Source organism: Halonotius aquaticus (assembly GCF_003605575.1).
GTDB classification, from domain to species: Archaea; Halobacteriota; Halobacteria; order Halobacteriales; family Haloferacaceae; genus Halonotius; species Halonotius aquaticus.
Window position 1 is genome coordinate 1 of the sequence record NZ_QKNY01000002.1, and the last position, 20,218, is coordinate 20,218.

Below are 20,218 nucleotides of genomic sequence, written 5' to 3' on the forward strand. Positions count from 1 at the left end.
AGGCTGTTGTCCGTGAGATCCGTCGTGAATACGTCCGGGCTGCCCGCGTGCCGCGTGATCTCATCGAGGAGATCTCGACGGCGACCACCGAAGCCCTCGGCGCCTGGGAGTCCGCCCGCGAACACGACGCCTTCGAGGAGTTTGCCCCGCATCTCGAACGGCTCGTCGAGCTCAAACGTCAGTACGCTGCGCATATCGATCCCGACGCCGACCCCTATGCTGTGCTGTTTGCGGAGTACGAGCCCTGCCTGTCACTGGAGACGGCAACTGCGATCCTCGATGAACTCCGGGAAACGCTGGTGCCACTGATCGAGGAAATCCGTGCGTCGGATGCCGACGTTGCGACCGACGCCTTCGAGGGGAGCTTCGATACCGACACCCAGGAGGCGCTCTCCCGGGAGGTGTTGGAACTCCTTGGCTACGACTTCGATCGTGGCCGCCTCGACACCTCGACGCATCCGTTCACCTCGGGCAACCAGTTCGACGCCCGGATCACCACCCGGTTCGATGAGCACGATCCACTCGGCGCGCTCACCTCGACGATCCACGAGTTTGGCCACGCCTACTACACACTGGGGTTGCCAGACGACGACTTCGGAACGCCACTCGGAAGTCACCGCGATCTGTCGGTTCACGAGTCCCAATCGCGACTCTGGGAGAACCATGTCGGCCGTTCGGCGGCGTTTTGGGAGCTGTTGTTGCCGAAGCTGCAAGACGCGTTCCCCCAGACGAGCGACCTGTCGCCGCGGGATGCCTACGAGGCCGCCAACCAGGTTCACGACGAGAACCTCATTCGGGTTGAGGCCGACGAGCTCACCTACCACCTACACATCATCATCCGCTTCACAATCGAACGCGAGCTCATCAGCGGCGACCTCGCCGTCGACGACGTACCGGATCGCTGGAATCGACTCTACGAGGAGTATCTTGGACTCACCCCGCCATCCGACGCGCTTGGCTGCCTCCAAGATATCCACTGGAGTCACGGCAACTTCGGTTACTTCCCGACGTACTCGCTGGGGAGCGTGCTGGCTGCCCAACTGTACGCTGCCGCCGACCGCGAGATCGACGATCTCGACGCGACGATCCGCGATGGTGACTTCGAGCCGCTTGGGGAGTGGCTGCGGACGAATATCCACCAGCACGGTCGACGATATGAGACCGATGCCTTGGTCGAACACGCGACCGGCGAGACGTTGCGTGCCGATGCCTTCATCGACTATGTGACCGAGAAATACGGCGCCTTGTACGATCTCTAAGCGGCTTGTCGGCTGCGGGTGTTGACGAGCGCCCAGTTTGTTGTCTGCGCCACAAGCTCTATATACGTGGTACACGTTACCATGAACCGTAATGTCAAAAGCACAGTCCACGGACGACGAGTTGTTCGACGAGTTTCTCTCAGCAAACGGGCACGAAACGGAACCGGCCGGCTGGGACGAGTCGTACAACAAGAAGCAGTGCCCCGAGTGTAGTGGTCTCAACGACCAGGCGGCGACGGCCTGCTCTGTCTGTGGCTGGCAGCCCGGTCGGTAGCGCCTGTTTTTCGGCTCCACCCGCTGTGGGCGTCAAGCCATGTTGTTTATCACGCCGGGTCACGTGTGCGTTCTACAATGAGCACCACGGACGGCACACTCACCCGCTTGTTCGGCGGCCCCGGAAGCGGGAAAACCACCGCCCTCCTTGACCGCGTCGAGACCATCCTCGAAGATGACGACACCGATCCACGCGATATCCTTGTCGTCTCCTACACCCGTGCGGCCGCCGCTGAGATCCGGGAACGCCTCGCCGAGCGGCTCGATACGACACCGCGCGCGCTCAAGGGCAATGTCTGTACGATGCACGCGAAAGCCTACGAGCTGTTGGATCTCTCCCGCGGTGATGTCGTTGGCGAAGACGACAAAGAGGAATTCTGTGAGGAGTACGGCATCGAGTACGAGGACGAGTACAAAAGCGGCGGCCGACGCACTGCCCGGTCGACGACCATCGGCAACAAGATCATCGCCACCAGCCAGTGGCTCCAGCGCACCCGCCGAGATGTCGCCGACTGGTACGATGTCCCCTTCCAGTGGAACGTTGAGGAGGTTCGCCTCCCACCGGATGAGGATCCCAACGCCCAGGAGGGCAACAAGTACACGCCGACGTGGACAGCCGACGACGACCGCATCGACATCCCCGAGGCGATCCGGGCCTGGCGGAACCACAAGGGTGACAACGGGCTGGTCGGCTTTGCCGACATGCTCGAACGCGTCGCCCAGCGATCGTTGCTCCCGAACGTTGACTATCTCGTCATCGACGAGTTTCAGGATATCACCACGCTTCAGTACGCCGTTTTCGAGGAGTGGAAACCACACATGAAACAGGTATTGATCGCCGGCGACGACGACCAGGTCGTCTACGCCTGGCAGGGTGCCGACCCGAACCTCTTGCTCGACGCCGAGCGTGATGAGGACGAGATTCTGCCGAACTCCTACCGACTCCCCTCTAATATTCTCAACGTCGTCAACCAGGAGATCCGCCATCTCGACAAACGACAGGAGAAGGATCTCAAACCGCGAAAAGAGGGGGGAACTGTCGAGGCCGTCGAAAATGCCTCGATCCTCGAACTCGTTCGCAACGTTCGCTACACCGTCGACGCCGAGGAGGGCAGCGTCATGCTGTTGTTCCGGGCGCGGTACCAACTGTTCCAGTTCATCGAGGAATTTGTCGACGAGGGGATTCCGTTCAAGGCTCTCACCGACCAGCGACTCTGGACCGACCGGCTGACCGACTACGTTCGCGCCATTGAGGCCTTCGACGCCGGCGAGGAGCTTACGCTGCTGCAGGGCCGGCGACTCGCCGATATGCTCCAGGATTCGACGTTTGGCTCCAACGACCGCGAGGAGTTCTATGACTTCCTCGAAGCCAAAGAGGAGGACGCCGAGCTCGATGATCTCGCGGAGATCCCTCTCGATCCCGACGATGTCGAGGAGTTCGCGCCGTTCATGCCCGATCCCAAGTCCGCGGGCGATATGATGCGAAAGGTCACAAACTTCCAGCGCACCTCTGTCGACGCCTACTTCAACGGCGACTACGCCGGTCTCGATCCGACGACGGTTCGCGTCGGCACGATCCACTCCGCGAAGGGTCGGGAAGCCGACCACGTCTTCGTCGGCACCGATCTCACCGAGAAGGTCGTCGAGCAGATGGCCGCGACCGTCTCCGGCCATGAGGAGACTGCCGACCCGACGACCGTTGACGACGACGAGTTCACCAAACACACCGATCCCGTCCCGCTGTTGACCGACAACGAGCGCCGGGTGTTCTACGTCGGGATGAGCCGGGCGCGGGAACGACTCGTTTTGCTCGAAAACCTGATCGATGGCGCGCCGACGGTTCCGATCAGCGTGCTGCTGCACAACGAGCTTCGCGATGAGCCACCCCAGGAACTGCTCGATGCTGTTGAGGCGGCGGAGCCGGAACCCCCTGAACCCGAGCCGTGAGCCCGCCGGCTGGCCGCCCTACCGCGGCGTGGCCGGTATCGGAGCCGCCGCAGGCCGGGCTTGCTGCCCTCAGTGAGCCACTCGCCAACTCGGAGGCTGTCGGCTTTGTCCACGTCGCTCGCGGTGACGATCCGGATCGTCGCTATCTAACGCGAACGCCAGCCCCATACCAGGCGGCTGCTGTCGTCTGTATTCCAACCGGCGGTGGCGACCTGCACGCTATCTACTGCGTCTCGACGGCTGATCGCGCTCCCGCTGTCGACGGTTTTGTTGCTCCCGAACCAGACGACGCGGCAGCGACCGAATGCAACCGCACGATCGCAACGCGAGCGCCACAGACCCCACCGGGTAGCCACGTTGTGTCGGTGCTCGCCGACCATCTCGATACTCCGGGTGTCGGGACACTCCGAGTGCCGAGTCATCTCCCCCACGACACCGCAGTTCGCCTCCAGCAGGCCGGCTATGAACTCTCCTCGACGGCGGCACTCACTGACGCCCGTGCCAGCAAAACTCCGGCCGAACGCGACTGTCTCCAAGCGGTTCAACGCGGAGCCGCCCACGGCTTGCGGCGAGCACACGAACTGCTCGCTTCGAGCACAACTACTGCTGATGTCCTGCATCTCGATGGCGAGCCGCTTTCGGCCCAGCAGATTGAACGCGAGGTCGCTGCCGCTCTCGCTGGTGGTGGCGTCACCCCGGAGACAGTTCGGGTTCACGCCGCCGACACCGCTCCGACCGAGCCGCTGCCGGCTGGCGACGGGATCATCGTCCACCTCGTTCCACAGGGGCCACACGGCTACCACGGCCATCTCACCCGCACTGTCGTCGTCGACAGCGACGGCGGCTGGGATCGCCGCGCCTTCATCGCCGCGAAGGCTGCCCAGACCGCTGTGCGCCACCACTGCGAGCCCGGCGGCACCGTTGGAACGGTCGCCGCCGAAGCGACCGCGGAGCTGACAGCCTACGGCTTTCCGCCGCGTTCACGCTCAGACGACGCTGGCGACGATGACACCACTGACGACGCCGGCGGATGGGCCACCGTCCACGGCGTCGGCCTCGCGCCGGCCGAAGCGCCGAGTCCTGCCGACGACGGCACTCTGCAGGTCGGGTCGGTTCTTGCTGTCGAAACGGGCGTTGTCGACCCTGATCATGGGCGGATTCGTCTCGGCTCCCTGATCGATGTGACAGCCGACGGCGGTGAGCGACTCGTTGACACCCCGATTTCGCTGACGCCGACCACAGACGAAGTCTAATCAGTTGGCTCTTGGGAAAAATAGGAGACCGGTTTGTTGGATTTCTATCAGGATAGGCAGTGCAAGACGGAACACGCGTCTTGATCACCAGTTCAGTATATGGTGTTACCTACTCGAATCGGTTACTACAGAAGACACTTACATCGATTCGGACCATATACCGATATGAATCGCCGTCAGGCCCTCGCTGCACTCGGTACGAGTGCCCTCCCATCGGTAACAGGATGTGCGAATCTCGAAGCAGAACTTGGGATGAGATCCAATACACTTGCAGCGGTCACGTTGGTAAACAGGATTGCAGACCCGTTCAAAGTCTCGCTTGAAGTCCTCCGTGACGGTACCCTCGTACATCAGGAATCGTATCAACTTGATCCGGGGTCAGGACGAGGACAAGCACAGTACACCATCAACGAGTGGAAAGAGAATCCGAATGCACGGCGGTGGACTGTTCGCGCGAAGATACCCGAAATCGAATGGAGAGAGGCCACTATCGACGCTGACAGAGGTTCTAAAACCGACTGCTACACTGTCTATGTTGTTACTGCTGAATGGACAGAAACACCGCTTCAAATTTTACTCGGAGATTGTGAATCGGACAATCGAAAACAATAGTGCGGCGAATATCTGGGTCTCCAACTACTCTCCCACTTATTTCTCGAAACTGAAAAGGAAACTCGCAGGTTTACTGTGCAGCTGATTCACCAATAGCGGTGTGAAATCAACAGTAACCGAGTGCTGCATAGACCCTCTATATTCAGCACTCCGAACAGTCCCATATCACTCTTCAGATGACTGTTTCACCAGCGTAGCCAAGAGCGAATCAGCTACTGCTCCGGTTGGTCGTCGTTCCCCACGGTTCCACGCAGCCGGGCGGGGAGGAGCCCGCGAAGGAGCCCTACGAGGATGCGTTTCGGGTCGAGAAAGTAGTGTGGGAGGACGACCATCGCCACCCCCACGCCGAGTAACGCGGCCCCAACGACCGCCTCGCCGGCCAAGAGCTTCGTGACGCCGAAGTTGGCGACCGGGATGGCGAAGACCAGCGTGGTCGCAAGCCCGAGTAGATCGAGGATCCCGAGTTGCATGCGGCTTCGCTACTGCTGGCAGCGACAAAAACACGCCGGCTGGCGGGCGGACACAACCGCTATCTGTCCGGATCGCCTTCCTCCGGTATGTTTACCGGAATCGTCGAAACCGCCGGCGAGGTCGTCGCTGTCGACGCCAACGCTGACGGCCGCCGCCTGCGAATTCGTGCCTCGGGGCTTACCGATCTCTCACACGGACAGTCGATCAGCGTTAGCGGTGTCTGCCTCACGGTGGAAGCCTACGGCGATGTTGACAGCGACGGTGGTGGTGACGTTGACAGCAACGACGACGGCGCGAGCGACGACGCACAGTGGTTCGAGGTGTTCCTTGCGGCCGAAACGGTCGCCAAAACGTATCTCGGTGCGGTCGGCGTCGGCGACCCCGTCAACATCGAGCGCGCACTCGCCGCCGACGGGCGGTTTGATGGCCATGTCGTCCAGGGTCATGTCGACACCGTCACCACGATCGAGGCGATCGAACAGGTTGGCGACGACTGGCGATTCACGTTTGCGCTCCCCGATGACTACGGCCAGTACATCGTCGACAAGGGCTCGATCTGCCTCGATGGGATGTCGCTCACCGTTGCTGAGATCGACCACGACGCCGGCATCTTCGACGTGGCGATCATTCCGACGACCTACGAGCTGACGACGCTGCAGGCCAAATCTGTCGGCGATCCGGTTCACGTCGAGGTCGACGTGATCGCCAAATACGTCGAGGGGATGCTAGAGGGCTACCAGTAGTCGCTCAGAGGTGGGCCCACCGCTGGAGGTCGGCGGGCTCGGTGGTGTAGTAGTAGGTCACATCGCCGTCGGAGACGGTGTACACTGAGAGGTCGGGATCGTGGATCACGCGCTTGTTGGCGTCGATACCGACGTTGACCAGATCCTCGATCGAGTTGACGTAGACGAACTCGTTGTCGGAATCCAACAGGAGCTCACCCTCCGAGATCCACTCGCTGTACTGATTGTGGGCGATCTCCTTGCGAAGCTCTTCTTGATCAAGTTGTGGGGCCTTTGCGCCGATCGCCCCGCCGCTGGCAACCGCGACCAATCCAAGGATCGCCAGCAACGCGACAAGCTGCATATCCGGCTCGCCCCGCACCGGCTCACTCGGGGCGGCTGGCTGGCTGGAGCCACCGGTGTCGGCTGCTGGTTCGATGACTCGGGTTTGGGTCTTTGACACATTCACCCGCCGGTTGCCGGTGAGCCAGTAGGCGTCGTTGTTGGACTCCAGTGAGGGGGTCATGTTGAGCGTCCCGGTGTAGACCTCCCCGTTGATCGGCTCGGTGCGGTAGTCGACGGTCAATCGCAGTTGCGTGTTGAGTGAGGTTGTTGAGGCCGGGAACTCCGACGCCACCTCGTCAGCGGGGTCTTCGAGATCGTTCCGCACGTCGAAGGTACGGCGGTTCGTCACCCAGCCGTCGGTGACCGTATCCTGGCGATACATGAGTAGCCGAGTGTTCGTATAGACCGTCTCCTCGTTGCGGTCGGCGACGATCGTCTCTTCGCGGACGAGCCGGGTCGTGAGTTCGACGCTCACATTTCGGGTCGTGTTGGCGGTGACGTTGAACGTCAAGTCCGGTGAATACTGATAGAAGTATGCCGGCGCACGGGTGAGGACTTCACCCTCCTCGTAGGCCTGCTGGCTGGGCCCGGAGATTGTCGGCGGAAGCTCCCGTGAGGGTGTCTCGACGACCGCGCTGTCGATCAGCTCAACATCGAGAAAGAACGCCTCGAAGCTCTCGGTTTCGGGCTGTGGCTCGGGCTGTGGGTCGGGTTGGGGGGCCGGCTCCTCGACCGGTGGTGTCAGGAAGACGTAGCCTGAGCCGAGGAGCAACACCACCCCAAGGACGACAAAGCCGATCGTGAGTGGCTTGCTGTTGGCCGCCACCTGAAGTTTGAGTCGTGGGAGCATCACCGGCCTCCTGATCGCCCCGACGCGACCCCCCGTTGCCACTCGCTGTGTGGCGAGTATGCGGCCAGTCGGCGGAACACGGCGCGGTGACACATGACGGGGGTGTGGATGCTACACAAAACTACGGGCGCGAGTGTTTTTATTTCACGGTCGCAACGGCGGGCGGGTTACAGTTCACGTTCGGCGATGTAGCCTCGTCGACACTCCGGACAGATGTCGCCGGCCCGCATCGACGACTCACCGGCGTGGCGGCTGAAGCCACACTCCGGGCAGTAGAACTCGGTGTTGATGTCGTCGACGGTCGGCTCATACAGCGACGCCTCGCCGGCCTTTGTGAACTCCTCGTCGCCTGGCTCCTCGATCACATCCTCGGTATCGGTCGGCTCGTCGTCGACCTGCCTCTCGTCGACCTCAGGCGTAAAGCCACCGCCGAAGGTCACCTCGTCGGGCTGCTCGTCAGGCGGCGTTTCCGCGTCGTATCCCTCGTCGTCACCGGACTGTTCGGGCCATTCACTGGCTGCTGACGGCGAGTCGGTGTCGTGGTCGGGCCACTCGCCGGGCTCGCGGTCGGTCGTCTCCTCGGCGGACGCCTCGCTTGGCTCGTCGTCGGCCGTCGAGAGGATGATCCCGTCGTCGTCGGCCGCCTCTACGTCTTCGTCGTCGGCATCACCGGCCGTTGTCGGCGGCGTGGTCGACTCCGTGCTCTCGGTTGCGTCTCCAGTCGTCGGCTCCGACTCTGCCGGGGTTGGCTCCGAGTCGCTGTCGGCATCCAATAGCTCCGCGTCGTCGCCTGCCGCGGTGTCGGCGTCGGCCGTAGCGTGTGTGCTCTCAGCCGACGGGTCGGCATTCGTCGTCGGCTCCGGCGTGGGTGGTTCGGTGTCGCCGGCGGCTGCGGTCGCCCCTGCGTCATCGGTCGGTGTTGCTGTCGTGTCGCCGGGGGCTGTGGTTGGTTCAGCGTCACCAGCGGGTGTGGCTGCCTCGCCGGTGGCGGCTGTTGAGCCGGCACTCCCGGTTGGGCCGGCGGGTTCGGCGGCCGTTCCGCTGTCGCCGGCGGTTTGGGCAAGCTGTTCGATCGAGGTGACCTCCTTGTTCTCGCTGACAGTCTTCGTGTACCCACAGCGACTGCAGGTCTTTTCCTCGCTGACCGTGATGACGACTTCCTCGCCGTCTTCCTCACGTTCCCGTCGTAACTCGGGTTCATCGAAATCGTGGCCGAGTAGACACCGGAGTCCCATTACCGTCCATACCGAACTACTCGACTAAAAGCTACTCCCTCTGTCCGTCATCTGTCTGACGCTGTCGCCCGCGTGTGGCCGGTCGCTGTCGGCGATTTTCCCTGTTTCGTACGCAGTGTCGATCCCCTCGGCGGTAGATGTAAACCGATTCCCACAGTAGGGTAAGGCGATGGGAGCCAAGCCCGCCTACCGGGATCGTCCGGCCGCTGAGGTCGGGATCCTCGACGCACTCGTCGACCGCGCCGACGAGGGGATGACCGTTCTCGAACTCCGGGCGGCCGTTGACACCGATATCGACCGCATCGAGTCGGCACTGGCCGCACTCAAAGACGACGGGCTGATCGTTGTCAACGACGAGAACGGCACCGTTCGGATCCATCCGGCCGACGAGGTGGTTCCTGATCCCACCGCCGATGTCGACCCCGAGGATCCCTCCCTGCTCGACGTGCTCCGCGATCGGCTTGGCCTGTAAGCTGCCGCGTTTTTTGCCGTTGTCGCTCTGCGCACCTCTCCGCCGTTGTTTTACTCCCCCGGCGTCTTCGCCTCTCCATGACACTGTCGGGAGCCCACCACGACAATCTCGGGGCGACATATGTCGACCGCGGCGGCCGGCAACTCGTCGCCCACTACGGTCGCCCCCGCGTCGCCCATCGGGCGGTTCGCAACGGCGTCGGCGTCATCGAGTTGGGGTACGGCATCGTTTCGGTCACCGGCGACGACCGGATCGAGTACGTCGACAACGTTGTTACCAATCGCGTGCCCCCGACTGACGGCGAGGGCTGTTATGCCTTCGTGCTTGATCCACAGGGCAAAATCGAGACCGACTGCTACATCTACAACGCCGACGAGCAACTGTTGTTGTTTACGCCGCCTTCCCAAGTTGCATCCTTGGTCGACGACTGGTCGGAGAAGGTCTTCGTGCAGGATGTCGCCATCGAGGATGTCTCCGCCGAGTTCGGTGTGTTCGGCATCCACGGCCCCTCGGCGACCGAAAAGGTCGCGTCGGTGCTCAACCACGCGGGCGCGCCGGAGCCGGAGCTCCACTTCGACCGCGGCTCGATGGGCGATGCCGGCGTTACGGTCGCCGCCAGCGACAACCCGACCGGCGAGGACGGCTACACGATCATCTGCGGAGCCGACGATGCCCCCGGCGTCTTCGATACGCTCCTCAACCACGGACTGAATGCCGCGCCATTCGGTGAGCAAACATGGGATACCCTGACTGTTGAGGCCGGCACGCCGCGGTTCGAAACGGAACTCGATGGCGTGCTGCCGAATACGGTCGGCGCGCGCCACGGCGTCGATTTCGAGAAGGGCTGTTTCATCGGCCAGGAGGTCGTCTCAAAGGTCGAAAACCGTGGCCGGCCAAGCACACGCTTGATCGGGGTTCGTCTCGACGAACCATGTGTGGCCGGCGATGCACTCTACGCCGACGGTGACGCCGTCGGCGAGGTGACCCGCGCGATCGACAGCCCCTCGTTGGCTGAACCGATCGCGCTTGCCTTCTGTGCCAGCGACGCTGTTGACGGCCCCTTTACCGTGCACTCGACAGCCCAGACGGGTTCCGATGGCGACGACCCCGACGAGGATGCGTCCGGGGTTGCGGTCGATGCTGATCGCGTCACGTTACCGTTTGTTGATGGGGGTGCGACCTCGCTTCGCTGCCCAACTTACTAATCGGTAGCTCCGGATTGTCGGTCGCCGAAACCGGCTTATCGATCTACTCCCTATCGGTGGCTATGCCATCGACGCTCGTCCACATCGCGGTCGCGGGGCTTCTCGGAACGGCCCTCCTGGGGGCGGCCTTTGACCGCCGGGCGATCCTGACGGTGATGGCCGTCGCCGCGGTTCCGGATCTCGATACGCTGCTTGGTCTCTGGCTGCCCGGTGCCCACCGGGCGTACCTCCACACCCTCGTTTTTCCGGCAGTACTCGCGGTCGTGCTCTGGTGGGATATCACCCTCCGCTCGGAATCGACGCTCCGGCGTCGGTGCGGCGAGACCGGCGTCCGGGTCGCGTGGGTGAGCCTCGGTGCGATGGTTGTCGCCCACAGCCTCTATGACGGCGTCGTCAACGGTGTGAATCTTTTCTGGCCGCTGCAGGATCGGTTCTACGATCTGTCGGGTCACCTCCTGTATTCGACACAGCGCGGCCTGCTGCAGACGTTTGTTGATCTCAGTCCTGGCGGCGGCACCGTTGAGGGGACGACCGCCACGACACACTACTACACCGGTGTTGATCCGAACCGCGGCGCGGAACCCGAAAATGTCGAGCGGATCTTCCATCTGGTACAGTCCGGCGAGCGGCTGTTGCTGACTCTTGCCGGGTTCGGCGTCGTCATGGTGCGGTTGTGGGGGTCTGATGAGGACTGATGCGCTGCCATCGGCTGTGTTGGCACGCTATTCGTTCGCCAGACGAGTTCTCGAAAATCGGATGCTCGGTATGAGATTTTAGCACAAGATTTGCCCGTAAATTTTACCAAAAACGCCGTTTTAGAGACTCTGTGGGCAAAACAGATTCAATCAACGACCGACGCGTCGACGTCTATCTGGGGTCGGTTGCAGAGAAACGAGAGTGGGCAGACGCTGCTGACGAGGCAGATATGTCGCTCTCTAATTTCGTCCAAGCGTGCGTCAAATACGCGCTTGCGCAAGGCGGCCCAGACTTCCTCGAAACCGGTGGAGCTGCTGGTGATCTCCAAGAGCTCCGAGACGAGCTCCACTCGAAACAGAACACTATCGAAGAGAAGGAAGTGATGATCGAGAAACTCAAAACCGAGTTGAAAAAATACCGGACGCAGCCCTTCTTGGACGAAGATTTCGAGGGACAGCGACAGTTCGATACCGACCTGATCGCCGTGCTCAAGGACTCAGGAACGATCAGATCCGAAGAACTGCTCCGGCAACTCGATGTAGACAGTCAAAACGTCGACCTCATCCAAGGCGTCAAAGGGCAGTTAGAGCAACTCGAACAGTACGGGCTAGTTGAGGAGACGGTTCACGGTTGGAAGTGGGTGGGATAATATGAGTGCAGAACTCGCTGCAGAGATCGATGAGTTGCTTACCGAATACATCAAAGACGCGAAACTACGTGGGAAAGCCGAAAGTACACTCGACACATATGAGAGCTATCTCCGATACACGTTCAAATACCTTGATTGCCATCCCGAGGAACTCGGGAAATCGGAATTGAAGGATTTTCTCTATCATCTTCAAAAGAAAAAGGACGGGCGAAGAGGAAACAAGAATGGTGTATCAGGCAAGACGATTGACGGCTATTTTTCCGCACTCAGCTCATTTTACGGGTATCTCACATACGAAGAGAAACTCAGCCGTAATCCAGTCTCTCCATTCCAAGAGCGATATTTAGACAACGACACAACCAGTGGTGACGAAGAGCGACAGCTGATCTCTGTATCTGAGATGGCGGGGCTGGTGATGTCGGTAATGAAGACGCGCGATAAAGCAATTATCCTCCTTTTTGCGAAAACGGGCGTGCGCCGGAAAGAACTCATCCAGATCGACGTGCAGGACATCGACTGGGAGCAACAGTCAATCCGACTCAAGCCGACCGCAAAACGGACGAATCAGATCGTATTCTTCGATGATGAGTGTGGTCGAGTCCTGAAAAAGTGGCTTGAAATCAGAAACGAAGCCGGGCCAGAGACTGACGCGTTATTTACTAATCAAGAAAACGAACGGCTCCAGCGAAACGGGGTCTACTCCGTAGTCACGAAACACGCTGAGAATATCGGGCTGCATGATCCTGACTCAGATCGATTGACCGAGAGATTCACACCTCATTGTTTTCGTCACTGGTTTACCACGCATCTCCGACGATCCGAGATGAAACGAGAGTATATCAAGGAGCTTCGAGGAGACAAACGGGAAGTTGATCCAATGGAGACGTACAATCATATCGACCGCGAAAAACTGAGGGAGTCGTACCTGACGCACATTCCACAATTGAACGTTTAATATCAACTGAAATAGCGTGTCACAGAACCTTCGCACATACTGTCTATCTAACTCTCGTCAGTCTGGCCAAATCGCTCAGAATCAACTTGTTCCGGAGCTGCATACGCTCAACGCTTTGTGGGTATTCTAGTAAGTGTTTCAGAAATTAATCTGTTATAGCAGTAATTAATTTGACTGTAGTATGTGAATAGTTCTATGACACGCTCTCAAGTACCAGATATCGCAAATCCCTGGGCGAAGGAATCCTCACCGGTTCGGACGGCTATACAAATGAAGTCCGAAAGGCCTGCGAGTCGAATGTCTCTAGCCGACTGGGTGTCGGTATATACAATCTCACCAGTCTCAATGTTTACCCCCGAGTAATTACCATTGCTATCAGCCACAAACACGACCGAATCGGTTGCACCTGGTTGGGTTGTAATACTATGATTGACCTGGACTTCCCATGATTTCGACAATGAGGTAAGATCGTGTGCAGTGAGGTACCCAGGATTCGTGGCACAGAAAATCATTCCATTCGAGACAAGACATTGTTCATCGGGTTCTCTGTCTCGTTCAGTTGAACCCAATTGTTCACCAGTCGTTAGATCAAACGACCTGAGAGTGGAATCTGCCGTATAGAGGATTCTCCCATCTCGAATGAAGCCCTTCCATGAATGCAGATCGATTTGTGATGCTACGGTTCCTGCTGCAGGGTTAAACCAGTACAAGGTTTCATCGAGTCCGAAGATCACCTGTGAATCAAAAACACCCAACCCACGAATCGGGAATCCATCCCATTCTTGCTCCCACAGTTCCGTTCCATCAGAAGCTGAAACCGCCCTCAAAACAGTAGCAGTGGACTGATCATCAGAGAGCACTTCTGAATCTTTCGCCGCAAAATAGACCCGATCGGTATCGGCTGCAACAAATGGAATAACATTCTGTGGACTCGCTGAATCGATATCGTGTGTCCACTGTCGTTGCCCTGAATCAGCATCAAACGCTGCCAAGCGGGCAGTGTCGGATTGATCCCAGCCGCTGGCATAAATATTTGAATCCGTGATAGCAACTCGATGTTCGAAGTCAGTATTGGCAACATGTAAGAAGTACTCCCCACCCAATTCTTCTGATCGGTATTGTTGCTCACCGGTTGGATCTATTATTTTAATATATCCACCTCCCCGAGAATTGCGTAACGTTACCAACTAATTTTGATGAATAAAGGGTTCTTGCAGTAATTCCTCAGTCCCTCTTTCGGAAAGAGTGATTTGATTTTCAGATCCCCCACCAGTTGCGTTGTTTTGTAATCTGAGACACCCTCCAGTGAGCGCAGTCCCAAAAGCCGCGATAGCCCCTCGTCGATGCATGAAGGGTAACGAACATCAACGATATAAAAAGCTCATACACTGATGACATGTGACGACGCGCACCAAGCCATCCGCACCGTTTCAGCATCAAAGATGAACGAGAATTTAAACTTTGGATACGGTAACTTGTTAACTACAACATAGGCTCTTCAAAGTTCTCTAAAATGGTGAAACCTCTACCAATCAATAATTATACGATTTACCTTCAATGGCACTGTCTAGTTGAGCACTTCCTCGGCAGGTGTTTGTCCATCGAGAGCTTGATTAGGTCTCTGTCGATTGTAGTGGTATTTGAACCGGTTCAGCCAGCGGCGTGCGCTGGCTGAACTTTCCATCCAAATGGAGTGAAAGCGGTCGATTCGCATTGTCACCGTTTGGAACCATTTCTCGATATAGTTGCGGTCATTGTAGTCGAGATGACCGCTGAGATTCTGCCGAGCTAACGCGGTCAAGTAGCCCATGCCGTCGACGAGAAATTCACCGTCGTCGACCTCATGCTCTTCAGTAAGTCGATGAAGGAACGCCGCCGCGGGGTCAGTCCCGCGGCGGCTGTACACATCGATGTCGAGAATACATTCTTATTACCTAATAGTATAACAATGCAGCCAATACAACTGAATAGTTACCTTTCTGTGATTTTATACGCAGTATTTGAGCTAGATTCTAATAGAATGCCATCCAGTATTGCAAAAGTATAATCAGACTCAAATTGGTCTACATAATACTGGAGCCCATCATCTTCTCCAAAAGCAATGAGGTCTCCTCGGCGGGTTTTTGCCCAAACCACCCCATCTGTATATGCAAGGGGATTTCGTATCATCCCCGGGATGCGAGTTTCCCAAAGTTGGTCTCCGTTTTCCTTATCATATGCTTGAATATATCCAGTCTCCGTTCCGTAGAAAACAGCTTCAGATCCCACTGTCGCCCTTGTAGCAATTCCATCTTCAGGCTCAATCGACCACAGTCGTTCACCTGTTTCGATGGAAATAGCCTGCAACAACCCTACTGAGGTATACAAAATACCATCCTGAGCCACAAAATCTCGCAGGCCCAAGAATTGATCCCAACTATTGATTATCTCACGTGTCTCGATCTCGTATTGTTTTACCCCGTCTGAATCTCCAACGAATAGGTAATCACCAATAGGGAGTACTTGAGTGTCAATCTCGTCCTCAAATTCTATTTGCCATTCATTGTCACCAGTTTCAATATCAACGGCTTTGATCGTAGATTTATTGTCATCAATTGCTCCTGTGCTAAAGGAGTTGTATATAATCAAATCCTCATGTCGTGTTGGGGATCGAATGTTATCATGCAACCCACCCTCTGGCTCTTGTATCATCCACCGGCGTTGCCCACTCGTCGGTTCAAGTGCATACAACCGTCCGCCCTCTCTGGAATCTGTGGATGCACCAACGTATACCCCAGAGTCATCGACAAACAACGCGTTTTGTTTACCATTGAGTAGATTGAAATGATGATCAGACTCAATATCTTCAGCTGTAAATACTGTGGTTCCATCAGAAGCTATTCTAGTTACTGAACTAATACCGGTGAAAAAGTCATTGTCTGCGGTGAGCAATCGCTTGACGTTTTTCTCCCACTGCGGTGTTAGTTCGAGAAGGTTCTCCTGTTCGCTCTCTCCGTTTTCTGAACCACTCTGTAATCGAAGACATCCCGCAGTCCCAACAACTGAAACTAGACCGGCGGTTTTCAGATAACGGCGGCGGCCACAAGTATCTGACATTATCTCTAATTGGTGATGTCTTGATGATTAAATTACTGATCAAAGCCTTATTCTGAAATTCACATTCTAAACGGGGGCTCAAAATTCATAGAGTGAGGAGGCGGAAACCCACCCCTTGAGGGTGAGAGGAAGCCAACATGATTTGATTGCGCCAAATTGGAATCTGATCGTGAATTGATTAGTCGATGAACACACCATTGTCTGTTCCATCCGCGTAGAGCCGGAACTTAGTTTGTTCAACTCCTTCTGGGCCATCGTCATCATACGCCGTTAGCTCCCAGCTATACAGATTAGACGCGGCATCAAATTGAGTGAGGTCGATTTCAAAGACGTCTTCATCGGGTCGATGGGTTCCCTCCACAGTTTGATCTACATCATCCAAACTGAACTCGATAGTCCATGCTTCATCTACCATTGGGTGACGTGTTATGAAAACCGCCTCAGCAGTTTGTTCCATTCCCCATTGATAACCAATAGCAATGGTATCAGCTCCGGTAACTCCAATTACAGTCTCCTTTTCACGTAACTCGACCACATATCGACCAAAGATATTCTGTTCAAATAATTGGTCTTCTATATTCCATGAGCCTTCCAATTCGGCAAAATCGCCTTGGCTAACACTGAAACGAGGTGTCTGAGACTCTAAACCACCTTCTCCTTGGATTTCTATCAAGAAACGATCAATCAATATGGATCCACTACTGGAATCTGGCTGAAATACAGCTTGTGAGTCTGTAACAAGATCCTGAACCTTTATACATCGATCGGTTGACCCCCCAATTTCGATTGGATCCTCAATCGGCCTCACAATGATGTCATTTGAGTTGAAACTGCTACCATTGGGACCGCTGGAACCGCTTGCGCCAGAATAGACGGTATCATGCTGGATCACTTCCGGGGGATTTCCTGGGTGATCTAAACTATAGGTTTCATCGATTGCAAATGAACTCGCATATTCTAAGGCATCCGATCTGGTGGAAAAATATTCACTCCCGGGACCGCTTGACTCCGAGAGTCGTAAGCAACCAGTTGTTAGTGCTGAGCCCAAGAGGGCGACGGCTCCACGTCGGGTGGTCATGAGTTCACTAGTAGATTGTTTTGTCATTGGACGATTGGTTAGTAATATGTTTGATCATATTCTAATCAGCAGCCGTATCTAACTCAGTCTTGAAGTGCGTGACTGTTTTGTACCGGTCGTCGGGATCCTTCGCCAGAGCGGTGAGGATCGGGTCATCGATCCCACGCGGAAGGTCACTATTCAAATCACTCGGCGGTTTGGGGGTCTCAGATCTGATGGCCGTAATTGTCTCCTCAGGTTGGTCTTCTCTGAATGGGTGAATGCCAGTGAGCAATTCATAGGCGATAATGCCAACCTCAAAGATATCCGACCGCGGTGAGGGGTCTGCACCCTCCGTGGACGGAAGTAATTCTGGGGCGGTGTAGGCGGGTGTGAACTCTTCTGCGTCAAGGCCCTCTTGGAATCGGACAGCACTGCCCCAATCGCTCAGTTTGGCAGTGCCGTCCGTATCGTCGATTAAGACGTTGTCAGGTTTCACATCGAGATGATAAATCCCGCGTTCATGACCGTGAAGCAGACCGTCACAGATCCCTGTAAGCAGTGAAATTGCCTCTGAATACGAAGTGTCGTCCGGATTAATGGTATGAATGTCCCCACCATCAACATATTCGATCAGAATCCAGGGATACGGAGTGCCACCCCAGCCATACACAGAAACCACATTAGGGTGATCATCGACAGAGGCCCAGGTTTCGGCCTCATCAAGCATGGCTTCCGTCGCAACACGGTTGACGGTGCCTCCCTGAAGGGTTGATTTTTTTACGGCTGGGATTTCGGGGTCAGCCAGCGAAACGAGCGTCACTTCGGTGCCGTTGGATTGACCGAACTGTTCAATGGTCTCATACTCAGGCAGTTCGTTTTGGACTCCAGTCCCGAAATCTACAGGGGCCGCTGGTGGGGAGCCATCAGGGGCCGTCGGTTCGGAATCGCCATCGGTCGTCGACGAGTCGTCTGTTCCATACTCGGAGTCAGTTCCGATCTCGTACTCGCCCCCTGAGTTACCCAAGACTCTGCCGAGGAGACCACGAGAGACAGGCCTGCGACCGTATTGGGAGACATACGCTCCTGCACCGAGTACCGGCAATAAGACTGTGAGTGCCAGCCACAGCACCTGAGAGAGCTCTTCAAAACCAGATTTTTCGAGCATATTCATATCCTGCCAGACAGCGAAGACGGTTGCAGTCCAGATTACTGGCACGGCCAAGGCCACCCCACCAATCGCCAAGAGCTGCTCAACAATCGGGCCCTGTTGTGTCCCCGCTTGATAGACCACCGGCAGCATCACGAGTTGTAGCAGGATCCCCACTTCTGCACCGATAAGCCACCGATCAGAAAGTGACGTAGAACTCATATGTAGACGCTTAGTCAGCCCGTGCTCGGACGGTATCGCGGACTGATTCTGGGTTCAAGATATTCTGAAACTCGATGAAGCCCAGGCTCTGGTTCATACCACCAGTCAAAAACACGAGCGTCCCAAACCCAAGGGCGGATTGGACTCGATTCTGATTGAGTTCCATCCCGCGGAGTTGCTCAAGCGGGATTTCCCGTGTCTTCGTCTTATAGAACAGCGAGTACTCCAAGCGCAAATCATCGGGCGTCAACACATATTTCGTCCGGCTCAACACAATCACCTTAATCAGCAACCGAAGGATGGCCAACACGAAGACAAAGGCAATCACTGCGAGGATAATATTTGCCAGATCGCCACCACCAACCATCCCCCTGTTCAGTGAAAACAGGCCCAGAAGGACAACAGCGAGACCCGCAGTCAGCCCTAATTGGATGATGACAACCTTGGTAGCCGGTTCGAATTCTTCTATCGGATCTGAGGACGTAGTTCCGGACATGAATTTACTCTAAATTGTAATGTGTCTGGATTAAGCTGTCAATGGAAATCATATAATAGTTGTTGTATAAATGATCGACCCGATGATGTAGATCACCGGGGAGAGCAAAACGAACAACGTCGTAAAGAGGGCATCTGAGCGTGACATATCATGGTTGACCTTCGCTCCTAGATACAGTGAATAGATGAAGTACAATCCCAACAAGAGGAGACTAAAGACGACTAGCTCACCAACCATGGTCATTTGATCAGTCGGCACGGGTTCAGGCCGTCCACCCGGCAGTGCGAAGTTTCGATTGGTCAGATCGATAAAGAAGTAGATGAACCGCTTTTGGAAGTTGACCAACAGCGTATCAGCGACCAAAATGGCGTCCGCCGTCGACGCATACCACGCAATGGTGAACGCACCAGCCAGATAGATGCTTGAAGTGTAGATGATCGTATGGAGGCTCTGGAGGAGGCCCTGGGATCGGCGTAGAAAGACAACCCCAAGATGGAACATGATGAAGGCCGTTGCTGATGCAGCAAACAAGAACCCTGCATTCACGACTGCTCGATAGCTAAACTCCCAGATTGCCATCGGGGCATTGAAAACCGGCTGAATGAAGCCAATCAATGCTTGAGGTGGCGACGGAACAGATTGGACGGTTTCAATCCCAGAGATGGTGATCGGAATCGAATACAAAACCAGATTGAACACAAATACACCCACCAATTTCGCGAAGACCTGCGCTTGATCTCGAAGGGAATCGGCATAGGTATTGATTCGCGATTGAACGAACTCCGATGGTCGGAAAAAAATATCAATCGTCGTGATATCGATGGCTGGGATGACTGACATAGGTTAGCCTGTTGAGTATGATAGAATGGTTAGTAAATTGATTTTATACTTACGTTCGAAACAATCCTTTCACCGATTTACGAGAGGGTTGCAATATGGGTTCGATCTCCCCCAAAGACGAGTCGGTCATCCCCGTAGACCATCTTTCTACAAGCAGGGAATCCCGGCCTTTAGTGGTTCACAGAAGTTTCAGTCGATCACATCGGGTTAGTTTGAGTGTCTGCTTGGAGAAGATGTGCACTTAACTCCAGCAGACAACGAACTAAAAGAGGAACATCTGCTTAATTTCGTCGTCAACAGTCTCAGTCGATCACATCGGGTTAGTAGAAGTGTCCGCTCGGAGAAGGTGTGCAAACACCCCGAGCTGACAACGAGCTAAAGGAGGAACATTTGCTTAATTTTGTCGTCAACAA

General features: G+C 56.2%; 20 protein-coding genes and 1 pseudogene. 11 read left to right on the forward strand and 10 right to left on the reverse strand.

Translation table 11 applies throughout. The features are described 5' to 3' along the window. From DM826_RS00820 to DM826_RS12745, 5 genes are all read left to right on the forward strand, one after another. The coding region (locus DM826_RS00820) for a carboxypeptidase M32 (protein WP_133304611.1) at positions 1-1,259 on the forward strand (1,259 nt) is incomplete at its 5' end. Between the two features lie 91 nt (positions 1,260-1,350). Continuing rightward, complete coding sequence (locus tag DM826_RS00825) at positions 1,351-1,533, forward strand: HVO_0416 family zinc finger protein (RefSeq protein ID WP_120100287.1); 183 nt, start codon at positions 1,351-1,353, stop codon at positions 1,531-1,533. Positions 1,534-1,610: 77 nt separating this feature from the next. Continuing rightward, a complete protein-coding gene (locus DM826_RS00830) occupies positions 1,611-3,479 on the forward strand; it encodes a UvrD-helicase domain-containing protein (RefSeq protein WP_120100290.1) in 1,869 nt (622 codons plus the stop codon). Then, positions 3,476-4,732, forward strand: a complete 1,257-nt coding sequence (locus DM826_RS00835; RefSeq protein WP_120100295.1) for a M24 family metallopeptidase — start codon at positions 3,476-3,478, stop codon at positions 4,730-4,732. Before DM826_RS00830 ends, DM826_RS00835 begins: the two co-directional genes overlap by 4 nt. 165 nt (positions 4,733-4,897) lie before the next feature. Further along, positions 4,898-5,344: a hypothetical protein gene (locus DM826_RS12745; protein WP_133304612.1), complete on the forward strand. Its 447-nt coding sequence runs from the start codon at positions 4,898-4,900 to the stop codon at positions 5,342-5,344. A 212-nt stretch (positions 5,345-5,556) separates the two neighbouring features. On the opposite strand, the gene DM826_RS00840 is transcribed toward DM826_RS12745, so the two are convergent. Beyond that, complete coding sequence (locus DM826_RS00840) at positions 5,557-5,814, reverse strand: DUF7533 family protein (protein ID WP_120100299.1); 258 nt, start codon at positions 5,812-5,814, stop codon at positions 5,557-5,559. Between the two features lie 87 nt (positions 5,815-5,901). Here DM826_RS00840 and DM826_RS00845 point away from each other — a divergent pair, with 87 nt between their 5' ends. Then, positions 5,902-6,558 carry a riboflavin synthase gene (locus DM826_RS00845; RefSeq protein ID WP_120100302.1) on the forward strand — a complete coding sequence of 219 codons (657 nt, stop codon included), beginning with the start codon at positions 5,902-5,904 and terminating at the stop codon, positions 6,556-6,558. Between the two features lie 4 nt (positions 6,559-6,562). On the opposite strand, the gene DM826_RS00850 is transcribed toward DM826_RS00845, so the two are convergent. Continuing rightward, positions 6,563-7,732, reverse strand: coding sequence for a DUF5305 family protein (locus tag DM826_RS00850; protein WP_120100304.1), 1,170 nt, complete (start codon positions 7,730-7,732; stop codon positions 6,563-6,565). Positions 7,733-7,899: 167 nt separating this feature from the next. Beyond that, a complete protein-coding gene (locus DM826_RS00855; RefSeq protein WP_120100307.1) occupies positions 7,900-8,967 on the reverse strand; it encodes a DUF7093 family protein in 1,068 nt (355 codons plus the stop codon). 169 nt (positions 8,968-9,136) lie between these two features. On the opposite strand from DM826_RS00855, the gene DM826_RS00860 reads away from it, so the two are divergent. The 5 genes from DM826_RS00860 to DM826_RS00880 all read left to right on the forward strand — a co-directional run bounded on the left by DM826_RS00860 (position 9,137) and on the right by DM826_RS00880 (position 12,944). Beyond that, positions 9,137-9,439 (forward strand): DUF6432 family protein, encoded by a 303-nt coding sequence (locus DM826_RS00860; protein WP_120100309.1) that lies wholly within the window; start codon positions 9,137-9,139, stop codon positions 9,437-9,439. A gap of 77 nt (positions 9,440-9,516) precedes the next feature. Then, on the forward strand, positions 9,517-10,644 hold the full coding sequence (ygfZ, locus tag DM826_RS00865) for a CAF17-like 4Fe-4S cluster assembly/insertion protein YgfZ (RefSeq protein WP_120100311.1): 1,128 nt from the start codon (positions 9,517-9,519) through the stop codon (positions 10,642-10,644). A 62-nt stretch (positions 10,645-10,706) separates the two neighbouring features. Next, positions 10,707-11,339 carry a metal-dependent hydrolase gene (locus DM826_RS00870; protein ID WP_120100313.1) on the forward strand — a complete coding sequence of 211 codons (633 nt, stop codon included), beginning with the start codon at positions 10,707-10,709 and terminating at the stop codon, positions 11,337-11,339. A 131-nt stretch (positions 11,340-11,470) separates the two neighbouring features. Further along, a complete protein-coding gene (locus DM826_RS00875) occupies positions 11,471-11,989 on the forward strand; it encodes a hypothetical protein (RefSeq protein WP_120100316.1) in 519 nt (172 codons plus the stop codon). A gap of 1 nt (position 11,990) precedes the next feature. Continuing rightward, complete coding sequence (locus tag DM826_RS00880) at positions 11,991-12,944, forward strand: tyrosine-type recombinase/integrase (protein WP_120100318.1); 954 nt, start codon at positions 11,991-11,993, stop codon at positions 12,942-12,944. A gap of 206 nt (positions 12,945-13,150) precedes the next feature. On the opposite strand, the gene DM826_RS00885 is transcribed toward DM826_RS00880, so the two are convergent. The 7 genes and pseudogenes from DM826_RS00885 to DM826_RS00915 all read right to left on the reverse strand — a co-directional run bounded on the left by DM826_RS00885 (position 13,151) and on the right by DM826_RS00915 (position 19,805). Next, a complete protein-coding gene (locus tag DM826_RS00885; RefSeq protein ID WP_120100321.1) occupies positions 13,151-14,131 on the reverse strand; it encodes an outer membrane protein assembly factor BamB family protein in 981 nt (326 codons plus the stop codon). Between the two features lie 380 nt (positions 14,132-14,511). Further along, positions 14,512-14,865, reverse strand: a pseudogene (locus DM826_RS00890) (integrase core domain-containing protein); the annotation flags it as partial. A 50-nt stretch (positions 14,866-14,915) separates the two neighbouring features. Further along, positions 14,916-16,040, reverse strand: a complete 1,125-nt coding sequence (locus DM826_RS00895) for an outer membrane protein assembly factor BamB family protein (RefSeq protein WP_120100323.1) — start codon at positions 16,038-16,040, stop codon at positions 14,916-14,918. A 178-nt stretch (positions 16,041-16,218) separates the two neighbouring features. After that, on the reverse strand, positions 16,219-17,145 hold the full coding sequence (locus DM826_RS12750) for a hypothetical protein (protein ID WP_133304613.1): 927 nt from the start codon (positions 17,143-17,145) through the stop codon (positions 16,219-16,221). A gap of 34 nt (positions 17,146-17,179) precedes the next feature. Next, entirely contained in the window at positions 17,180-18,469 is a 1,290-nt protein-coding gene (locus tag DM826_RS00905) for a serine/threonine-protein kinase (protein ID WP_120100328.1), read from the reverse strand. Positions 18,470-18,479: 10 nt separating this feature from the next. Next, complete coding sequence (locus tag DM826_RS00910) at positions 18,480-18,965, reverse strand: PH domain-containing protein (protein WP_120100330.1); 486 nt, start codon at positions 18,963-18,965, stop codon at positions 18,480-18,482. A 48-nt stretch (positions 18,966-19,013) separates the two neighbouring features. Next, complete coding sequence (locus DM826_RS00915; protein ID WP_120100332.1) at positions 19,014-19,805, reverse strand: hypothetical protein; 792 nt, start codon at positions 19,803-19,805, stop codon at positions 19,014-19,016. Between the last annotated feature and the right edge of the window lie 413 nt (positions 19,806-20,218).